Annotated in this window: 16 protein-coding genes; 2 read left to right on the forward strand and 14 right to left on the reverse strand. The window is 46.5% G+C overall.

Going from position 1 to position 20,840, the window contains the following annotated elements:
- Positions 1 to 8: 8 nt before the first annotated feature.
- From NF543_RS15840 to NF543_RS15905, 14 genes are all read right to left on the reverse strand, one after another.
- Positions 9 to 3,689 carry a SusC/RagA family TonB-linked outer membrane protein gene (locus tag NF543_RS15840; protein ID WP_257668802.1) on the reverse strand — a complete coding sequence of 1,227 codons (3,681 nt, stop codon included), beginning with the start codon at positions 3,687 to 3,689 and terminating at the stop codon, positions 9 to 11.
- A gap of 121 nt (positions 3,690 to 3,810) precedes the next feature.
- Entirely contained in the window at positions 3,811 to 4,782 is a 972-nt protein-coding gene (locus tag NF543_RS15845) for a FecR family protein (protein ID WP_257668801.1), read from the reverse strand.
- Positions 4,783 to 4,855: 73 nt separating this feature from the next.
- Complete coding sequence (locus tag NF543_RS15850; RefSeq protein ID WP_257668800.1) at positions 4,856 to 5,452, reverse strand: RNA polymerase sigma factor; 597 nt, start codon at positions 5,450 to 5,452, stop codon at positions 4,856 to 4,858.
- An 88-nt stretch (positions 5,453 to 5,540) separates the two neighbouring features.
- The gene (pgl, locus tag NF543_RS15855; RefSeq protein WP_257668799.1) at positions 5,541 to 6,278 is read right to left on the reverse strand and encodes a 6-phosphogluconolactonase; all 738 of its coding nucleotides are present in this window, start codon (positions 6,276 to 6,278) and stop codon (positions 5,541 to 5,543) included.
- A 26-nt stretch (positions 6,279 to 6,304) separates the two neighbouring features.
- Positions 6,305 to 7,807: a glucose-6-phosphate dehydrogenase gene (gene zwf, locus NF543_RS15860; RefSeq protein ID WP_257668798.1), complete on the reverse strand. Its 1,503-nt coding sequence runs from the start codon at positions 7,805 to 7,807 to the stop codon at positions 6,305 to 6,307.
- Between the two features lie 52 nt (positions 7,808 to 7,859).
- The gene (gene gnd / locus NF543_RS15865) at positions 7,860 to 9,272 is read right to left on the reverse strand and encodes an NADP-dependent phosphogluconate dehydrogenase (protein WP_257668797.1); all 1,413 of its coding nucleotides are present in this window, start codon (positions 9,270 to 9,272) and stop codon (positions 7,860 to 7,862) included.
- Positions 9,273 to 9,277: 5 nt separating this feature from the next.
- Positions 9,278 to 9,769: an RpiB/LacA/LacB family sugar-phosphate isomerase gene (locus NF543_RS15870; RefSeq protein WP_257668796.1), complete on the reverse strand. Its 492-nt coding sequence runs from the start codon at positions 9,767 to 9,769 to the stop codon at positions 9,278 to 9,280.
- Between the two features lie 360 nt (positions 9,770 to 10,129).
- Positions 10,130 to 11,977 carry a beta-N-acetylhexosaminidase gene (locus tag NF543_RS15875; RefSeq protein WP_257668795.1) on the reverse strand — a complete coding sequence of 616 codons (1,848 nt, stop codon included), beginning with the start codon at positions 11,975 to 11,977 and terminating at the stop codon, positions 10,130 to 10,132.
- A gap of 78 nt (positions 11,978 to 12,055) precedes the next feature.
- Positions 12,056 to 12,697, reverse strand: coding sequence for a beta/alpha barrel domain-containing protein (locus NF543_RS15880; RefSeq protein WP_257668794.1), 642 nt, complete (start codon positions 12,695 to 12,697; stop codon positions 12,056 to 12,058).
- Between the two features lie 87 nt (positions 12,698 to 12,784).
- The gene (locus tag NF543_RS15885; RefSeq protein WP_257668793.1) at positions 12,785 to 13,777 is read right to left on the reverse strand and encodes a sugar kinase; all 993 of its coding nucleotides are present in this window, start codon (positions 13,775 to 13,777) and stop codon (positions 12,785 to 12,787) included.
- A gap of 57 nt (positions 13,778 to 13,834) precedes the next feature.
- A complete protein-coding gene (locus NF543_RS15890) occupies positions 13,835 to 15,019 on the reverse strand; it encodes a trans-sulfuration enzyme family protein (RefSeq protein WP_257668792.1) in 1,185 nt (394 codons plus the stop codon).
- A gap of 97 nt (positions 15,020 to 15,116) precedes the next feature.
- Positions 15,117 to 15,824, reverse strand: coding sequence for a hypothetical protein (locus NF543_RS15895; RefSeq protein ID WP_257668791.1), 708 nt, complete (start codon positions 15,822 to 15,824; stop codon positions 15,117 to 15,119).
- 153 nt (positions 15,825 to 15,977) lie between these two features.
- Positions 15,978 to 18,026 (reverse strand): sensor histidine kinase, encoded by a 2,049-nt coding sequence (locus NF543_RS15900; protein ID WP_257668790.1) that lies wholly within the window; start codon positions 18,024 to 18,026, stop codon positions 15,978 to 15,980.
- 3 nt (positions 18,027 to 18,029) lie between these two features.
- A complete protein-coding gene (locus NF543_RS15905; RefSeq protein WP_257668789.1) occupies positions 18,030 to 18,671 on the reverse strand; it encodes a response regulator in 642 nt (213 codons plus the stop codon).
- Between the two features lie 519 nt (positions 18,672 to 19,190).
- Between NF543_RS15905 and NF543_RS15910 the strand changes: the two genes are divergently transcribed.
- Both NF543_RS15910 and NF543_RS15915 read left to right on the forward strand, forming a co-directional pair.
- Positions 19,191 to 19,895, forward strand: coding sequence for a response regulator transcription factor (locus tag NF543_RS15910; protein ID WP_257668788.1), 705 nt, complete (start codon positions 19,191 to 19,193; stop codon positions 19,893 to 19,895).
- Between the two features lie 48 nt (positions 19,896 to 19,943).
- A partial coding sequence (locus NF543_RS15915; protein WP_257957518.1) for a phage tail-like protein occupies positions 19,944 to 20,840 on the forward strand: 897 nt, incomplete at its 3' end.

Raw genomic sequence — 20,840 nt, forward strand, 5'->3', positions numbered from 1 at the left:
TATAAACCCTAAAACGTAACCGCGAGCCTGAAACCGATAGGCATGGCCCAAGGAGTCACGTTGTACCGTTCTATCCCTTGTTTAAACTGGGTTCCACCGCCTCCTTGCCTACTGCTTTCCTGCTGGAAAGCCATCTCTGGGTCCACGCCGATTTTTGCCTTTGTCCATAAGATGATGTTACGCGTATACACGGATACTGATGCATTTTGCATCCCGAGCTTCCGGGTGAAATTAACTGGCAATGCATAAGCCAACGAAAGTTCGCGCAGCTTGATATAGGAAGCATCGAATGTAGAGGCCAGCATGAAATCCCAGGGATAATTGTTGGCATATGGGATGTACTTTGTTCCTTCTCCGCCCAAGTTTTCAGTATATCCGACAATTTCACCCGCGTCGTTATATTGAGCGATGACTCCAGGATTGAATACTGCGAAATCACCATAGTACACACCATCAATCAACAAAGGAAATGCGCCATATTCTACAGTAGGCCCACCCACAATATTGAACGAGTTGCCTTTAACCTGCACTAAATCATTGTTAACCAAATAGTCACGCAAGGCCTGCCCGCTGAGGCCATTCGGATGAATCAAGTTATCCAGAAACCGCTGTGTTTTCAAATCTGACTCAGAATACCGATAGGTTTGCGACATGAAGTCACCCCCGAAACGCATATCCAACGCGGCATGGAGTGTAAAACGCTTATAACTGAGCGCGGTCTGCATGCCCATGACAAAATCCGGATTGAAGTTACCGATCTTGTTACGTGTGTTGTTGATGCGTATCGCTTGCCAAGAGCCTTGCTCGTTCAATATTGGGAATCCGTAGTAAGGTGAATTTTTGTCCTCTACCGTAACCAGCTTCGAATCATAAAGATCTCCGATTTCTTCACCTACATAGGTGCGCGCCCCTCCTCGGCCTTCCGTCCAAAAAGGGAAGAATTCCATCCCATCGCTAAGCCGGTCGATCCTTGTGCGGTTTCTCGACCAGTTGAGGTTGACATCCCACATCCAGTTGGCTGTCTTCACCGGTGTACCACCCAAGACGACTTCTACCCCTCGACTGGATAACAGCCCCGCATTGATGTTAATGGATGAAAAACCGCTCGATCCCGGCAGTGTAATTGGGATGATCTGATTTTCATTTTCCACTTTATAGTAGTTCGCCTCAAGCCGAAGGCGGTTTTGCAGCGCGGAAACATCGATTCCAGCCTCGAACGAGGTAGCCTTTTCCGGTTTAAGGTTTGGGATCAGCAGTTCTCCCGATTTACTCATCCTGATCACATTGCCGCCCCATACACCGGCATTGCTGAGCACGTTCATTAACCGATGGGGTTCCGTATCGTTGCCCACCTGGGCAATGCCACCCCTTATTTTCAGCAGGTTGATGTCATTCGGCAAGTTCAGGGCTTTATCGAGCAAAACACTCAAGGAAGCCGATGGATAGAAATATGAACGATTGTCTTCCGGCAGTGTGCTGGACCAATCGTTGCGGGCCGTTAGGTCTAAATACACCATATCCCGGTAACCCACGTTGAGCAAACCATAAACACTATTTACGGCCCTTTCGGAAAGATAACTAGTGAAATCCAAGCTGGTGGGGGCAATATTGCTCAGTGTATATAGGCCTGGGGTAATTAACCCTGCTTCATTCTTCGATTTGGTTTGTACATCGCGATTGCGCCGGTAATGGAGGTTACCCCCAACAGACCCAAGCAAACTGAATGCGCTAAACGATTTCCTATATAAAGCCAGCACATCGATATTCTGCTCCTGACGGCGCAGGTTAACAATACCATAGGCTCCCCTTGGCTCGTTGGTGTAGCTGTAGGGTACCTTTGACTCCCGCTCTTCGCTGTACAAGTCTAGCGCATAGCGGGCCATGAAATTGAATTCCGGTGTGATCTGCCATTCCGCTTTCAGGTTCCCAAATACACGGTCGCGCACAAATGCGTTGTTTACCTCGTAGGCAAGAAAATACGGGTTGTTATAGTCATCCGGTGCCTGTGAAAGCTGCTGCACATCCTTGTACCCGTCCACCCAATAATTGCGCAGATCCAGGATGTTGATATGGGGTGAAACCTTGTAGGCCCACTCCATGGGGTTTGCCCCGCGGTTCGTGGCTGGCCGATTGTTTGAGTTGTTCCGGCTAAAATCGACCTGCGCGCTAAGCGATACATCCTTATAGAGTTCTACCGCTGAATTGATGTTCAAGGAATTCCTGAAAAGATCTGAATTGGGAATAATTCCGCGGTTGCTCATGTTGGCGTAGGAAATGCGGTAATCCATCCGGTCGTTGTTACTGGCAATTGAAATGCCGTTGGTCGAGGTAATCCCTGTTTGCACGAAATTACGGACATTATTAGGATGTGAAACCAAAGGGGTGGGGATTTTGTTGCCATTTTCATCTACAGGACTGTTCCACTGCACCGCCAGATAGCCCTTATCGAGCTCAGGCCCCATACCTGCTGCCGAACCCTCTTCGATAATGAGGCCCCCACCGGCAATTGGATTATCAGGTGTCAGCGGTATCACTCCGGTCGCAAACTTGCTGTGCATATCCAGGAATTTGTAAGGCACATCGAATACTGTATTGCTGTTTACGGAGATTGTCATCTTATTTACGTCTTTCCCTGATTTGGTGGTGATCAGCACCACGCCATTACCCGCTCGCGATCCGTACAATGCCGCCGCACTTGGCCCTTTTAAAATGGATATCTCATCGATATCATCCGGGTTGAGGCTCGCAATGGCGTTTCCATAGTCGACTCGGTTGTCGCTGCCGATTTGTCCGATATTGTTTAGGGTGTTGCCCACCGGCACACCATCGATTACAAAAAGGGGCTGGTTGTCGTTGTTCAGTGAAGTAGCCCCACGGATGACCATACTAACGGAAGACCCGGTTCCCCCCGTTGCACTGATGGCAACTCCGGGCACCCGTCCGGCAATACCGGTGAGCACATTCTCGTTTGCGACCCGGTTTAGGTCTTCCCCCTTTACCCGGCCCACTGCATAACCCAGTGAACGTTCTTCACGCTTGATGCCCAAAGCCGTAACCACCACCTCATTCAGCTCATCCGAGGTGGATACCAGCTCAAAATTGACGGTGACCGATCGGCCGCCTGAGACGGCAACCTGTTCCTTGCGCTGGGTTCCGTAGGCCAGGTAACTCACCTGCACGGTGTACGTTCCATCTTGCACGGCGATGGAATACCTTCCATACTGGTCGGTAGCCGCAGTACGACCCAGCTCAACCACCCGTATCGTTGCACCGGCCAAGGGAACCTGATCGCCATCTACCACCTGCCCTTCGATACGTCCCATTTGCTTTACGTTCTCTTTCGAGACCAGCACCAAGCCGGCATCACTTTCGATATAGGTGATAGCGGTATTGTTTAAGAGATAAGCCAAAATTGCGCTGGCTTCTGTATCTTCAAAGCGCCTGGCTTGGACTGTATAATTATTCATATCCAGCGCTTTTGCATCGTAGGCGATTTGCACGGACACGGATTTTCCAAAGCGCAGCAGCGCGTCTGAAAGGCTTTCATCATGAAAACCAATATTGATTCTACCATTCAATGCTTGGGCATTCCCCCGGTCTGCCCAAATTAGTTGAATACAAGTAAGCATGGCTACTGTAAACAGAAAAGTCCTCATGGCGAGTCGGATAACCTTATTTTTATATTTCATATATTTGCGTACTCGATTATGTGAATTATTCGGGTTTTTTACTACAGCCAGCCGTCTGATTTGCCGTCGCTCGGCTGGCGGCAGTACTTAAATTGGGGGCTCTGCCCCCTTTTTTCATGAGCTAGTAGATGGTTATTTCATGGCCTTCCCTCCTATAGTTTATTTGGTGAACGTTGCATATCAGTTGTATGGTTTCTTCCAGCGATTTATGTTGCAAAATGGTCATCGTATACCTGAAACCGCTCGCCGCTGGCAGTTCCGTTTGCAACCTTACCTGAAAGCGATTGTAAATGACCATGGCCAGTTCTTCGAACGTGGCATCTTCCAATAAAATCCGACCCTCCCTCCAACTTCCCGCATCGGCGGCAAATAGATCAGCCTTGCTGAAAACACCACCCGTCCTATCGTACCGGATACCTTTGCCCGCCATTAATGTATCCTGTAGCTTATCGCCTTTGGCTGAAATAGCCACCTTGCCCGATTCTACCTGAATAACCGCATAAGTCAACTCGGCGTAGTGCTTTACATTGAATGCGGTGCCCAATACGGTTGTATGTAAATCGTCCATGTGGACGACGAAAGGTTTAGCAGGGTTTTTTGTTACTTCGAAAAAAGCCTCCCCGTAATCCAAGATGATCTCCCGTTTTGTCAGGAAATGCTGGTGGTCATAGCGGATTTGTGTGTTCGCGTTGAGCCATACCGTCGACTGGTCGGGCAACACGACTTTTTTCATCTTGCCAACTTCGGCAGCGAGGGTATCCATTGTCCGCTGCTCGGCCCCTGCCAGTGAAACGGACTGTCTTTTTTCAGATGTACTCCACCACAGCACGCCGAGTGCCAACGTAACGCTCGCGGCGGCCACGGATAGCCAAACACCAATACCGCGACGTACCGGCAACATGTGGACGTGGCGGGTGAGTCGCTCTTCCAAAACATGCTGTATACGCTTGGCCTTAACTTCATCATCAAGCGGTGGCACGGATTTATCGTACCCGAAGGAGTCGAACCATTCATCTACCTGTTTCCGGCTGGTCTCATCTTCCTTACCAGCTAAGTATTTCCGTAGTCGTTGCTGAAATTGACGTTTATCCACTTACTTGTCTGTTACGCTACAAGGGATACAGGTGAAGGGGCAAAACGTACCTTAAATTGATAAGAATATTACGTTAAGTAATTGTTAGGTAAGCAGCGATGACCAGCAAACCTGCAAATTCTTCGTCAGCAAATTTTTTGCGCAATGATCTGCGAAGCCGGTGGGAGGCTTCGGTGAGGTTGTTTTTTACGGTCTGTTCGGCAATGTTCAGCTTGGATGCGATAGCGCGTATGGATAAATTATCACTGCGCATTAGAAACACAGCCCGCATCGTATCGGGCAAGGTATTAACCTGTTCATCAAGAAAGCGCTCCAATTCAAGATAGCGGCTCGGTTGATAAGGTTGAGCGCTCATGCTTTCCATGCGGTGTAACACTTGTTCGAGTACGTATGCCTTGACACGCTGAGAGGCAAAATGGTTGATGATACGGTTCTTGATAGCCTTCAACAGGTAATATTCCAAATACTCCGGTGTAAAAGCTAGACTTTCGCGCTTATCCCATACGCGCATGAAAACATCTTGCACCACATCCTGCGCCAATGCTTCATCCTGTAAGCGCCGATAGGCCACTGCATACAAAAATTCCCAATACTTCCGAAACACCATCGTATATGCCGAAGTGTCTCCGCTACGTAAGCGGTCGAGCGTTATTGCATCTATTGCAGCCATGGAATCAGAAGCAAAGCTACGATGCGAATGTTAAGTGGAAGTTAAAATTTCATGTATATCGATCTCCTCGATAATCAATCGATAAAGGTCATTGATGCTTCTCCAAGCTGGATAACTTCGCTGCCGCCGCCTCATCCACAATCCAAATCACCTCCCCCGCTATGGGCTCAAGTAACTGCGCAGGGTATTTTTCGGGATTGCGGGCTCCTTCCAATACCTCATACAAGGCATCTGACTTACTTTCACCATAAGTAATTACAACCATTTGCTTTGCCCGATTAATCAGCGGTACAGTGAGTGTGATGCGATGCATTTCCTGGGCTTTCAGAAAATAGGCAACAACCCATTTGTCATATTCATGCACCACAGCCGTATGCGGAAACCACGAAGCCGTATGTCCATCAGCGCCCATACCCAGCAGGATCAGGTCAAAAATCCCATCGGCGCCGAGATGAAGCTTCAATGCTTGTTCATATTGACGTGCAAATTCTTCCGGGGACACCGTATCGGCCCACATGGGGAAGATATGCCCCCTGGAAATGGGAACATGATCCAATAGGGTTTCAAACGCCATGCGCGCATTACTCCTTTCATCATTCAAGGGCACCCAACGCTCGTCACCCCAAAAGACATATACCTGATCCCACTGTACTTGCTCCCGATACGGTGAAGCGGCTAACAATTGATATAAACCGACAGGGGACGAACCTCCAGTCAATGCTACGGTGAAGTTTCCTTTTTTGGCTATGGCATCGTTGGCCGCTTGTATAAACAGTTGAGCCGCACTCGTATTTAATTGTTGTAAGTCGTTGAACTTCTTAATCATTTTTTTCCTGCTTTTATGCTACACGTTTACGTATGCAGATTCAATGCCCAGATATGTCCTTGCCGTGCAATCAGCGCCTCGGCACTCTCTGGTCCCCAAGCCCCTGATGCATAGTTAGGGAAATCCAGCGAATCCCTGCTTTCCCAAGCCTCCAGTATTGGGGTAATCACGTCCCAAGCTTCCTCTACCTGATCCGAACGCATAAACAGGGTGGCATCCCCCCGCATCGCATCCAGTAGGAGGGTTTCATAGGCCTCTGGTGTTTGCGTAGAACACTTATCATAATTAAAGACCATTTCCGCTGGGTTAAGGCTCATGTCCAACCCCGTCTTTTTCGTGGTAAAACGGAGTCGGATATCCATCTGCGGTTGGATATTGATCGTCAACCGATTGGGCATGAGATTACCAGCCTGGCTTTGTGAAAACGTGGAGTGCGGTACTGGCCGGAATTGGATGGTGATGGACGACGTTTTTTCCTGCATCCGTTTGCCGGTACGTACGTAGAATGGCACACCCTGCCACCGCCAGTTATCAATATAGAGTTGTACGGCAGCGTAAGTCTCCGTGTTGGAATGGGGATCTACTCCATGCTCTTCCCGGTAGCCGGGCACCTTTTTTCCGCCGATCCAACCTGAACCGTACTGTCCCCGAACAGCGTACTTATGCACTTCTTCTTGCCGTAATCGGCGGATGGCCCGCATCACATCCACTTTGCGGTTGCGTATCTCTTCTGCTTCAAAAGAGATGGGGGGCTCCATAGCAATCATGCACAGCACTTGCAACAAGTGGTTCTGTATCATATCACGTAGTGCGCCGGAATGCTCATAGTAGCTGCCGCGGTCTTCTACACCCACCTGTTCGGCTACGGTAATCTGTATATAATCGATGTAATTGCGGTTCCATAGGGGTTCAAAAAGTGCATTGGCAAAGCGGAATGCCAATATATTCTGTACGGTCTCCTTACCTAAGTAATGGTCTATACGATAAATCTGCTCTTCCTGGAAAGTCCGGACCAGCAATTGATTTAGCTCCACGGCCGTCTGTTTGTTATACCCAAAGGGTTTTTCAATCACGATGCGGTCTAGCGCCGGATCCTTTGCCAGCTTGTACTTGCTGATGTTCATCGTTGCTGCTTCGATGAATTGGGGTGCAATGGATAGGTAAAACAAACGATTTGCCCGTACCCCCCACTGCTTGTCAAAGGCCTCCAATTTTGACACAAGTTGCTCGTATGCGGCCGGATCATTGATATCGGACTGGAAATAGGATATCGCCTTATTAAACTGTTCCCATCGTTCACTGGCAGGCGTGCCATTTCGCGAAAATTCCACCAATCCGTTATGTAGGTGTTCTTTGTACTCATCATCGCTCAAGCCGGACCTACCTAAACCAATGATGGCGAACTTGTCGGGCATCCAGCCGTCAATATATAGATTGTAAAAGGCCGGAATCAATTTCCTTTTGGTGAGGTCGCCGGTACCACCATATATCACAATCACTGTTGGGGTGACTTTTCTGCCTGCTTTCATTCTTGAAACATGTTTTTAATTAAATAGTAACGATTAGTAGCTATAATCTTCATCAATCCCATTGCGTATGGAAGGCACCTTCACGGTCGATCCGCTCATACTGATGTGCACCGAAATAATCGCGTTGGGCCTGAATGAGGTTGGTTGGAAGCGTCTCCGTCCGATAAGCATCAAAATAAGCCAAAGAGGCCATGAAAGCGGGCATGGGAATCCCAGCATCAACTGCCGACTTGATGATATCCCGCGCAGCTCGCTGATCATGCACCAATTTATCCCCTATTGCTTTATCGAGGAATAAATTAGGAAGCGCGGCGTTTCGCCTGTATGCTTGGCGGAAATCTTCCAAGCATACTGCACGAATAATGCATCCGCCACGCCAAATCTTAACCACCTCTTCAATTCGGAGGTCATAGCCGTACTCGGTCGAGGCAATGGCTAATTGAGCCAACCCTTGGGCATAGGTGGCCGTCATTGCAAAATAATAAGCATGTTTCATTTGTTCGACAAGCTGTTCTTTCTCCTCCACGGGAATATTTTTCATTCCCTCCCAAGTCAATTGCTTAGCGGCTTCGATTCGTTCAGTTTTGAACCTGGATAAATCGCGCATGCTCACGGCAACATCAATCGTTGGGATGGGGACCTGTAAATCCATGGCGTTTTGGGAAGTCCATTTACCCGTGCCTTTGGCCCGCGCACGGTCCGAAATCAAGTTCACCAGCCGTATGCCTGTTTCCTCATCTACTTTTTTCAACACCTCACCGGTTATTTCGATAAGAAAGGAGCCAAGTTCGGTGTCGTTCCATGCTTCAAAGGTCTTTTGCAATTGGTCATCGTCAAACCCTCCTGCCCGTTTCAGGAAATCATAGGTTTCGGCAATTAGTTGCATAATGCCATATTCGATGCCGTTGTGCACCATTTTCACATAGTTGCCCGCTGATCCATTGCCCATATATGCCACACAGGGTTCCCCATCTACCTTAGCGGCAATTGCCTCGAAGATGGGGCGTAATTGTTCGTATACCTGTTTGTCACCGCCTGGCATCATGCTTGGACCAAAACGGGCGCCCTTTTCGCCACCGGAAATACCCATGCCAAAGAAATGGATGCCCTTGTCGGCCAATTCACGCACCCGACGATCCGTATCGGAGAAATACGTGTTACCTGCATCCACGATGATATCGCCTTTGTTTAGATAAGGGAGTAGTGAGGCGATGGCTGCATCCACCGGTTTGCCTGCGGGAACCAACAGCATCAGTGCCCGTGGGCCCTTCAGCAAACTGGCAAACTGCTCGGCGGACGTTGTACCGACTACCTGTTGGCCAATGGCAGCCTCCTTCTCCAAGGACGTGGCTTTCTGCTCGTCCAAGTCGAGCCCAGCCACAGCAAAGCCGTGGTCTGCCATGTTTAATAACAGATTCCGTCCCATGACACCCAAACCTACTACCCCAAAATCGTATTGCTTCATGCAATCTATTTTTTTACCTGTTGTTTATTTTCTGTTTGATAAGCCTCCAACCCTTGCTTCTCCATGGTGATAACCTTCTGTAACCGGCGTTCAAAACGTTCTTCCGCTTGATACCGGGCGTTGACGAACGCATCCACCAGTTCCCAAATCAACATAGGACCAATGACACGCCCACCTATACAAAGCAGGTTCATATCATCATGTTCTACTCCTTGGTGAGCGGAATAGGTATCGGTAACCAAAGCAGCACGTACACCCGGGATCTTATTGGCGGCGATGGACACACCGACACCACTGCCACACACGGCAATACCGCGCGCCACTTCTTCTTTTACAATCGCATGCGCCAATGGAACAATGATGTCGGGGTAATCATCTGCTGGGTCATAGTCCAAGGCTCCATAGTCATGTACATCATAACCAGCTTCGGTAAGCTTGGTAATCAACTGCTGCTTTTGTTCAAAGCCAGCGTGGTCGGCTGCGATGCCTATCTTCATAACCATAAGGCTAAATTAAAAAAATACTGGTATATTATTATGCCCAGCAAAACAGCCGATGAAGATAGCCAAAAAATCGATGTTGATTGAAAATTCATTGTCATTTTTGAAAACTATACGGATTAAGTGCTATCTCTGGCATTGAGTGGCAACCGTTTCCATTAAGACTCGTATCCAATGCTGATAATAATAGGGACTTTCTAGGGGAAATTACCCATAAAATACGAATCAACTACCTGTTACCATACAACAGCTAGTTTATAATAAATAAAGCTATTACGTAAAACGTATAAACTTAGGGGTAGAAGGAATTCGTTGAACTATATATCTTCGTTAAATTCAAATTAAACCAGTGGGGCATCATTCCGTCTTCTCGAAACGCACCATTGACCGCACACTCGCCGGACTTACCCGTTTGCCATCCTTAAACGTAGCAGCTCTAACTGTTGTGTATTCGGCCACTTCAAAAGGCCCATGGTATTTCGGTGAATCCAATGACGGTTCGCTGCCATCCACGGTATAGTAAATTTCCGGTTGGTAGCTATCTGTTTTCAGTGTGACGGCTGATTTCTTGCCCGCCACATCATCTTCTACCTCAAAATACACTTGGTAAGCGCTCTTCGCGTAGTTGATTCCAACCTGTTCATAGCGCAGGTATTGGTCTTCTAGCCGACGGATGAAATCCTCCCAATCCTTATGTTTCATGGCACTCCAGGCTATTTCGGCCAATGCCGCACCGCGCGGATAAGTCATGTAATCACACTTATCTGGTGAATGGATGTATTCACCCCATACATTGCCTTGTACACCCATAATGTATTGCTGTTCCTCTGGTGTGAGCTCCTCGGGCAATGGCTCATAGGAATAAACCTTACGCAGAGGTAGATGCCCACCGATAGCATTGGGCTCATGGTAAGGCTCACCTTGGAAATAATCGAAATACATATGTGTGGTAGGGCTCATCACCACCGGATGGTGCATCCGTGCTGCTTCAATACCGCCCTTAATACCACGCCAAGACATCACTGCGGCATTAGGAGCCAATCCGCCTTCAAGTATTTCGTCCCATCCAATAATGCGCTTGCCCTTGCTATTTAGAAATTTCTCGATACGGGTAATGAAGTAACTTTGCAATTCATGCTCATCCTTCAATCCCTCGTCCTTTATACGCTGCTGGCATTTGGGGCATGCCTTCCAGCGGTCTTTAGGGGCCTCATCACCTCCAATATGTATAATTTCGCTGGGAAACAATTCCACGACTTCCGACAGCACGCTTTCCAAGAAGGTAAATACCTGTTCGTTGCCGGCGCAGTAGATATCTTGCTGTATGGCCCACTGCTCAGGGATTTCAAACGGTCCTCCTGTGCATGACAATTCGGGATAAGCCACCAAAGCGGAGAGCACATGTCCGGGTAATTCGATTTCAGGAACCACCGTCACATACCGCGATTGTGCATAAGCCACCACTTCGCGTACGTCCTCGTGTGAATAGTAGCCCCCATGTGGATTGTGATTGATATAGGAGCCGCGTTGGAAATTGGTGCTAGGGCGCCATGCACTCACATCAGTAAGTTTGGGATAGCTCTTGATTTCAATACGCCAGCCATGGTCTTCTACCAAATGCCAGTGGAAGACATTCATCTTGTGCATAGCCAAGTAATCGATGTATTTCTTGATGTAGTCTACGGAATAGAAATACCGCCCCACATCCAGCATCAGCCCTCGCCACCCGAAGCGAGGTTTGTCCATGATTTCGACGGCCGGGATTGCTACCCCTTTATTGGCCGATTCTCCAATGGGCAATAACTGGTATATGGATTGTATTGCATAGAACAATCCGTTTGCCTTCGCCGCGCGGGCAGTTATTCCGTCCTCGCTTACCGTCAAACGATAACCCTCGTCGCCCAAGGTATCGGAAGTCAATTGAAGTGTTAAGGTATTTGCTGTTTTAACGGAACGAGGGGATGCCAGCTGTGGACGTATCCCTGTACGCTCAAAAAGTCCCTGGGCAAACAGTTCGGCCAATGCGGTTAATTCGGCATCGCTATCATCAAACTGAATAATCGATTTTTCATGAAGTATGTATGCGCCTTGCTTTTGCTCCAACTCCAAAGGTTGTGGGATGATGGAAAGCTGACGATCTTGGGCCTGCAAACCCATTGAAAACAACAACGTTATAATAGCGGATAATTTGGTTAGTTTTTTCATAATCAGGATATCTCTCCACAAACATAACAAACCGAACCAATAATAATCCGCGCAATCGATTGAGCGATTTTCAAAAAATTATTTCCGCACCCATCTCATCAATTCCTTACTGCGCTCGGTCAACCAATCATAACCTGTTTCACCTTCCGGTTTGGCAAAAAGCTTGGAGCCCAGACCCACGGCACTCACACCCGCATCAAACCAACTCGTGATGCTTTCCTTTGTGGGATTCACGCCGCCGGTGGGCATAAACCGCATAGCTGGAAAGAGGGGTTTGATGGCTTTGAGAAATCCCGCACCTAAGGTGTCGCCGGGAAAGAGTTTCACCAATGGCGCACCCAAATCCTCCGCCAGGCTTATTTCCGTGGGGGTCATGCAACCGGGAACCCACAGGATATCCTTTTGGAGCGTTATTTCAGCAATTTCCGGCTTCACGACAGGGCTGACGATAAACTTCGCTCCAATATCGATATAAGCTTTAGCCATCGCGGCGTTTTTGATGGTGCCGATACCCATTAGCAGGCCAGGCCAGTTTTCCTTTTGGTACGAGAGAAGTTGCGAAAAATTCTCCGGCGCGCTGTCGCCCCGGTTTACAAACTCAAAAACACGGATGCCTCCCTGATAGCAAGCATTGACTACGTTGATACACGTTTGCAAGTCATCGTGGTAATACACCGGCAATATTGGATGGGCAAGGATATGATCAAGCGTTTTTTCCATTGTTTTTAGTATTGAGATTTGAGACGTGAGATTTGAGACGTGAGAGCACCTATTTCCACCAACTGGCGGACAACTGCCAACCGATGGCTAAATATTCCCATTACCAAAGTCTCCTTTAACAAATAGTTTTTTAAATCCTGCGGCAGTGGCCGTATCGATGATTTCCTGCCCTTTTTTATCGTTTACCAATGCGTAAATCAGGCCAGCCATGAAGGCGTCGCCACTACCAATGCGGTCTACCACGTTGTTGGTTTCATGAATGGATGAAATAAAATCTGCTTCCCTAGTATGGTATGTGCCATATAAGAGATTATGGGTGGCTGAATCCATAAAGCGAAAGGTATATGCGATATGCTTGCATTTGGATAACGAAGCAAACATCTCCTGAGCGGATTCTTTAGCATGTTCATAGTAAACATCAGGTGCAGTATCCCTTCCCAATGTTTCCAATACGGATGTACCCAACATTTTATTGGCTGCCCAAATATTGCCCATCACCACATCGCAATATTGGAGCAGCTTCGGCATTATTGCTATGGGTTGTTTTCCATAGTTCCAGAGTTTATTCCGATAGTTGAGGTCTACCGATATCGTTAGCCCCTTCCTGCTTGCCGCATCCAATGCCTCATGGCATACCGCAGCCAGCGATTCGTTCAAGGCTGGAGTAAGCGCACTCCAGTGGAACCAGGTATAGCCTTCCAGTACCCTATCCCAATCTATCTTACCAGGTTCCAATTGGCTAAATGCCGAATATTTTCGGTCATACACCACTTCCCCTTTGCTCAGGCCATTGGCTGAGAGCAGGAAGTATAGTCCCATCCGATCGCCTTCCATCAGGCATGGGACAGTGTCTACACCAAGCTGGTTTAACGTTTGCACAGCCTGCCTTGATAAATCGTTGTCTGGTATCCGGCTCATGTAGCTGCACGGCACATCCCATTGCGCCAGAGAGGCCGCTACATTAGCTTCCGAACCACCCGGAAATACGGAAACGGCATATTCGGCACCAAGAAAAGTTTCTCCAGAAGAACTGAACCTAAGCAGTAACTCCCCAAATGATAATATCTTATGTTTAATCATGAATATAAATAGGTTGGCTAAAATAATGAATATGTCTCAAATCTCACGTCTCAAATCTCATATCTTAGCCAAAGCTTGTTCAAAATCGGCAATCAGGTCATCAATATGCTCTACGCCTACCGAAATCCTCAGCATCCCATCATTGATGCCTGCCTTCAGTTTCTGTTCATTGGAATGATGCAGGCCCCACATGCTGGCGGGATGCACCACCAATGATTCCACACCACCCAAGCTTGCCGCATTTGCAAAGATATCCAAGTCGTTCAAAACCTTTTGAGCACATTGGAATTGCTGTTGCTCATCCTCGCCATCCACTTCTACGCAAAGCATACCTGTAAAACCCTTCATTTGTTGCTTGGCTAATTCATGCTGTGGATGCGAAGGGAGCCCACAGTAAGCTACCCGTTTTATCAAGGGGTGCCGCTCAAACCATTGTGCCAATTGCAATGCATTTTCATTGATTTGGCGTACACGCATGGCCAACGTACGCAGTCCCCTAAGCAGCAGCCAGGCGTCAAAGGGAGCGAGGGCCCCTCCCAGTGTCAATAATTTCTTCCACGCCTTATTGACTGCTTCTTCGGTTCCACAAATCACGCCCGCGGTAAGGTCGCTATGTCCGCCAAGGTATTTGGTGGCACTGTGTACGATGATGTCGATACCAAAATCCCCCGGCCGTTGGTTGATCGGGCTCGCAAAGGTATTGTCACAAATGGTAGTGATCTCTTTTTCCTTAGCCAGTGCCCCCACAAAGGAGAGATCGGTAATGGAAAGGTTGGGATTAGAGGGGGTTTCGAGGTAAATCAAGGTCGTATTATCCTTAATCGCTTTCTCAAAGGATGCGTTATCACATTGGTCGGCATAGGACACTTCTACACCAAACTGAGGGAGTAATTCCTTGAGTAATACGCGCGCTGCCGAATAATGTGATTGTTGAGCCACTACATGATCACCCGCCTTTACAACAGACAGCACGGCTGTACTGATGGCAGCCATTCCCGTAGCGGTCAACAGTGCGGCCTCCGTTCCCTCCAGTTTGGCAATCAGCTCTGCAGTTTGGCTGCTTACCGGATTACCATGGCGGTGATAAAAATGGGGATGCCGCGCCTCGGTAGCTGCCGCCATATATTCCTCGGCATTGTCTGCGGCATAATAAGTGGCGGTTTGGTAAATGGGTGGAACGATTGCGTGTGTTTTATTAAATGATTTCCCCGAATGGATTAAATCCGTTTCGATATGGCTCATGTCGTATGGAATTTATTTGGGCTAAGGTAAGGATATACCTTTTCAATGCCAATAGCGCGGCCATTTTTTAGCACCAACCAAACAACGCACGAAGGCTCTAAATCTTATCCTTACCCCTGCTTTCCTTATCCATGCGCTGAATATCTTTCAGTTTTTCCGCAGGGATCAGGTTTTTAAAATCCCAGAAAGCTGAAACACATACGATTTTCCATTCGTTGCTTACTTTTTCCAGCAACCTCACCTCCTTGCTGTGGAAGAAAAGCTTGTTTTCCCGGTCACTATTAAACTGATCCCAAGTAAGGTAAGCTACATTGTCTCCATAGAACTTGAATTTAATGTTTTTCCGTTCTACAATGGGGTGGCTAGATACAGGTTCTGGATTGTCATGGATGTATTGGCCTACAGAATTATCTATTCCCTCCCAGCCAACGCTGGAATCGAATGTCCCATCCTTGTTGCTCCATGCCTGAAAAGCATAATCCTCCTGAACATAGTTGGATTTCCAACTTTCATAGTCACGAGCAAAAAAAGCCTCGGTTTCCTTCTCGATTACCGCCAGGATGGCGTCTTTTTCACTTTGCAGCGCCTCTTCCGCCTTTTGGCTGGCATTATCTGCGCTACAGGCCATAAAAAATAAGGCAGCAGAAAAAAGGATGGATAGGGTTACAAATTTTCGGCGCAGTTGATCATCCAGCATTTTTAAAAACAACTCCTTGCCGCGGCTCAGGAATTTGTCAAGGCTATCGTGCTTGCGGCTTGCAGCAAGCGAACCTGATTGTGGGGTATTAAAACTTGACTGTTTCATAACATTGCGTTTTATCGGTGAAACCATAAATCCTCCCATCCCAGCAGTACCCAACATATGTTATAAACACCGTTTTTCCTCAACGGTTTGTTTATTTCAACAGTGTTCTATAAAGTTACTTGAAAATCTTCGAATTTCCAAGAAAACCCGACTTTATTTTGAGAGGGATGATACCGGAAAGGAGCCACTTAATATTGTGCCTTTTTTATCAGACTCGATGGTTAATTCGCCGTTGAGGTTGGCAATACGTTCCTTCATGTTTTTTATCCCCATGCCGGAACTTGTTGAACCGTGGTCGAATCCCTTTCCGTTGTCTGAGATCACGAACAGGCAGTTTTCACCCAAGAAATCTATCTTGATGGTAAAGTAAGTTGCGTTAGCATGCTTTAATATATTAGCCAGGGCCTCCTTTATAAGCAAATAAAACTCATTGTTTTGCTGTACCGTCAGCCTTGACTCCAGCGGATCCGCCTCCACATCCGTCCGTACCTTTAACGTGGTGCGCTGATCGAAATGCAAGGGCAGGTACAGGAGAAAATTGACAAGATCAAACTTAATATCCTTCGCATTTTCCTGCAGCGCATGGATATAATCCCTGGTTTGTATGTAAATACTGTTTGCCTCTTCTTTTATGTTGTTTAGTGCTTCGGCCACCTTTTTATCCTTGAAAGCGTTTTGAACATCATTGATGTAAAAATTAAGTGAAACCAATGCGCCACCCAGTTCGTTGTGCATATCATTGGATATCTCCAACCGCAAAAGCCTTAACGATTCATATCGTTCCTCGATCATTTTTGTTTCCTGGTCCGTTAGGGACTGGGCAATCCGGAGGTTTTCATTTTCAAGCTCCTGTTGTTTTTTCTTCGTGAAAAGATGGATCAACAGCATGACCAGCAATAGGGACAAAACAGCAATAATGGCCAATAAAAGGGTAAGCCGTTGCTGCTTTTTCTGGACTTCCCGGTCTATTTCTAACTGCTGTATCTGTGCTTCTTTTTGGGCACTCTTGTATTTCTCATTGATATCCGCAAAAGCTATATTTTTCTGGATTATATCTATAGAATCTCTCCGATCAATATACTTTTCCAAGTATCCGGACGCGTTTTCCCAGTCCCCTATGTCCCTGTATGCCTGATAAAACTGATAGTACAATGCCGATATAGGGGAATACATCTCATTATTGAGATTGATTGCTTTTTTGATCAATGAATCCCCAGCTTTAGTATTGCTTTGATGCAACAGGTTCAGCCCCCTGAAGGCCATTCTTTCAGGTAAATGATGATCTATAAGCGCCAGTTTGGCGTATTTTGGTAAATCCGCAGAATCAAGATAAATCATTGACTGCCGGTAATCTTTTTTAAAATAGCTTATTTTGCCCAGCAATTCATAACAGAGAACATTCCATTTCGGATCATCAGCAGTTGAATGCATTAATTTTCTGATGATGGCGAGCGACGTGTCCAGGTAGGTGGATTGATTTTTTTTTTGAAAAGAACCGATATATGCTGATGCTTTAAGCAACTCAGCATGGGCAAGCGTTATATTTTTCGATTGCTCTGGTTTAACATCGCTAAAGTAAGGATTCGCTAAATTGATATAAGCAATCGTCTGGTCATAAAGTTCAAGCTGGATATATGCTCTTGACATGGCCGAATAGATGTATCCCAGTCTTTCCCGCTCATGGATATTCTCTTTATCCCTGATCATTTTTTCGGCTTCCTGTAAAGCAAAAAGGCCGGGCTCCATTTCGCCACTTTCAAGAAGCACTGTGCCTTTCATGAGCAGGGCGGTGCATAGCTCAGCAGAAAAAGCGTCATTATGATTGATTTCCTTTATAAGCCTGTTTATATACAACAGCATCAGCTCCAGGTCTTCAAACCTGTTTCGCGTGTACTTTGAAATAACCCAAAGGGAAGCAATCCTGTCTTTCTGATCCCGCAGCTGGTCAACCTCGGCGTACAAAGCCGTGGCAATACTGTCTAATTCAGGGTTAAAGGCTTTTAGGTGAAAGCGGATATTGGCCCCATCCAACAATACCCTCTTTTCGGCAGGGGTTAATTTTGACGGATCTTCAGGTCTGAACTCCTTTGGTAAGGCTCGATAAAATTCATCACTGATCTGGGCTTTCAGGTTGCTGCTGAATAACAGTACCACCATAAAGATAAATGGGAGTCTGCACAGGTGTTTTACGGCCGTTCGCATTGTTTATGAATGGTAAGGATTATGCAGGCCATGTTGTATGGCAAAAGACACCAGATCGACCGTACGGTTTAGTTTGAATTTCCGAAGAATATTCTTGTGATAGGAATGCACCGTATTTGCGCTTAACTTTAGCTCATGCGCAATCTCTTTAACCGTTTTGCTTGAGCAGAGCAGTTCCAATACTTCTTTTTCACGCGGGGTCAGGTGGAGTACGACCTGTTCTTCGGTAATAATACTATTCAGGAAATTTTTTTGGATACTTTTTCCGATGTACTGTTTCCCCTGCATGATCTCACGCACCGCTTCAGCCAGTTCTTCCATCGTAGCATCCTTGGCCAGGTAGCCATTGACCCCCATCCGCAAGGCCTGCCTTACCGTTGGTGCATTGTTTATCGATGAAAGAACAACGATTTTAATCTTGTCTTTTAACAATGTCTTACAATGTTCAATTAAATCAAGACCACCCATGGAAGGCATGATCAGATCGGTAATTAAAAGGTCGGGATGATAATTAACGCTGATCTCCTTTAAAAAAAGAAGTGGGTTGGTATAAAGGGTGATTTCGGAAATACCAGGCATCTTATTCAATACCCCACGAATAGATTCAACGATTAGCGTATGGTCGTCAAGTATGCTTACTTTCATAATTTAAGGCGTTTAATCAAACAAAAAAACAATAGATCATTGCAGTGACCCAAGTTTTTAGTAAAGATACAATTCCTTCAGCAGCTTCAATGCATATCGCCTTAATAAAAATATAGCTGTAGGGAATATGAAGAAAAGCAAGCATCTCACCTAAATTAGATATTGTTCCACAAAATCATGGTAGGCAGCTCCAGATTTGACCTTATCGGGGTATGCGATGACGTATAGACATTTTAATGGATTATCTATACCATGGGCGGAGATAACGTGTGAATATGTGTTACGTGTTATCACCAAAATTGGGGTGGTATTTCCCGCAATTTTGGTGTGAAAAACGTATAAGATTATCTACTTCCTTTGTAACCAAGAGATGAAAAAATCAGCATGACTAGTTATACTCCGATTACGGTATCAGAAAGATGAATCATTGTTTAAATTATAACAACCAAAAACACAGCATCATCAACCATAGAAATACTGCATCTCAAAGAAACAGCGCAGTAACTTGAAGAAATTACGATGAATAGCAAAACAAATACAAAAAATGGGTTAACTGTATGGATAGTAGATTCTCATCCCGTAGTCAGTATTGCGCTGCAGCATTTATTGGAGAAGAGTTGGCCGGACATCAAGGTTCACGTTGCCCATGATTTTCCCCTGCTATTATCTCAAAAACGCGCATTGAAAAGGAATGGCGTGGATCTTTTTATTGTCGATACCCAAGTGCCTGGAGGGGGTGGGATTCATAACATCATGGGAGCCTTGAAGACAATCAATAAGGACGTAAAAGTACTGTTCATATCAAGATTTGACAACTTAACCTATCGGATACTTTGCTTGGACGCAGGGGCCCGTGGTTTTGTATCCAAGCATAGCTCGCCAGCTACCATCATTACCACGGTAAAAGCCGTGTTGGAAGGTACGCTTTATGCAGTCGAACAAAAAAACACCACCTCCTTAAACCCTCGTTCGAGTTGGAATGCGCTGCCTTACCCGTTTAGCAAATTAACAAGAAGAGAAGTGAAAGTCTGCTCCCATCTTGTGCGGGGGGTGAGCATGCATGATATCAGTTTAAGTCTAGGGGTAGAGTACACTACGATAGTAAGCTATAAAGAACGGATATTGAACAAGGCTGGTGTCAATCATACAACCGAGTTGATATGGCTGGTCTTAGAATTAGGGATTATCAAAGAGCTTTCCAATGACTATAGCTTAACGAAGTAACGATTTATACAAAAAATTGAAATAATATTAAAATAAAATTCACACAAAATGATTCGAAAATTACTGTTTACCATTGGGTTTATGCTTGTATTGGGAACTGGGTATGCTCAACAAAAGGTAAAGGACAATACCATTCAGGGCGGGGTAATGCCCAATCAGAATGCGATACTAGAATTGGAAAGTAACAACAAAGGATTGTTGCACACCCGGTTGTCCCTATCAGCAACAAGTAACCCTACTCCATTATCTGCCCATGTGGCAGGTATGATGGTGTACAACACCGCCACTTCTAACGATGTGGTTCCCGGCATCTATTACAACAACGGTACCCGTTGGGTTAGGGCGGCGGGAGAAGGCACCACATCCGTTACGTACGTCCCAGACGATTATACCCTTGTCATCGTGGACGGCGAAGGTAATCAACAAACAATCAATTTACAGGAAATCGTCAAAGCCCTGGAAACAGTGACTATTTTGACAAACAATGGCGATGGCACCTATACCTATTTCAATGAGGAATCCTTTGATGAGGATGGCAATCCCACAGGTGATGGAGTGAAGATAGATGTATTAGGTGACGTAATAACAAATTTCGGACAGATCCTCAACAACGAGGACGTTCGTAACCTATTGAATCAGCTTATTGCCCAAGAGGGCGGTAACGTCTCCTACGACGGAAACCAGTTCACATATATCAATCCAGAGGGTGTTACACAGCAAATTGACATCAGGGAATTGGTGGGGGCCAACGAAACGGTAACGACCTTAACAGACAATGGTGACGGTACGTATACCTATACTAATGAAGCCGGAGAGGCCGTTACAGTGGCGTTGGAAGATGGCCTGTCGGCGTATGAAATATGGCTAGCCGAAGGCAACACAGGCACGGAACAGGATTTCATCGATTCCTTGCAGGGTGAGCAGGGCGTGGCGGGCGCGGATGGT

The organism is Parapedobacter tibetensis (genome assembly GCF_024704835.1).
Lineage (GTDB): Bacteria > Bacteroidota > Bacteroidia > Sphingobacteriales > Sphingobacteriaceae > Parapedobacter > Parapedobacter tibetensis.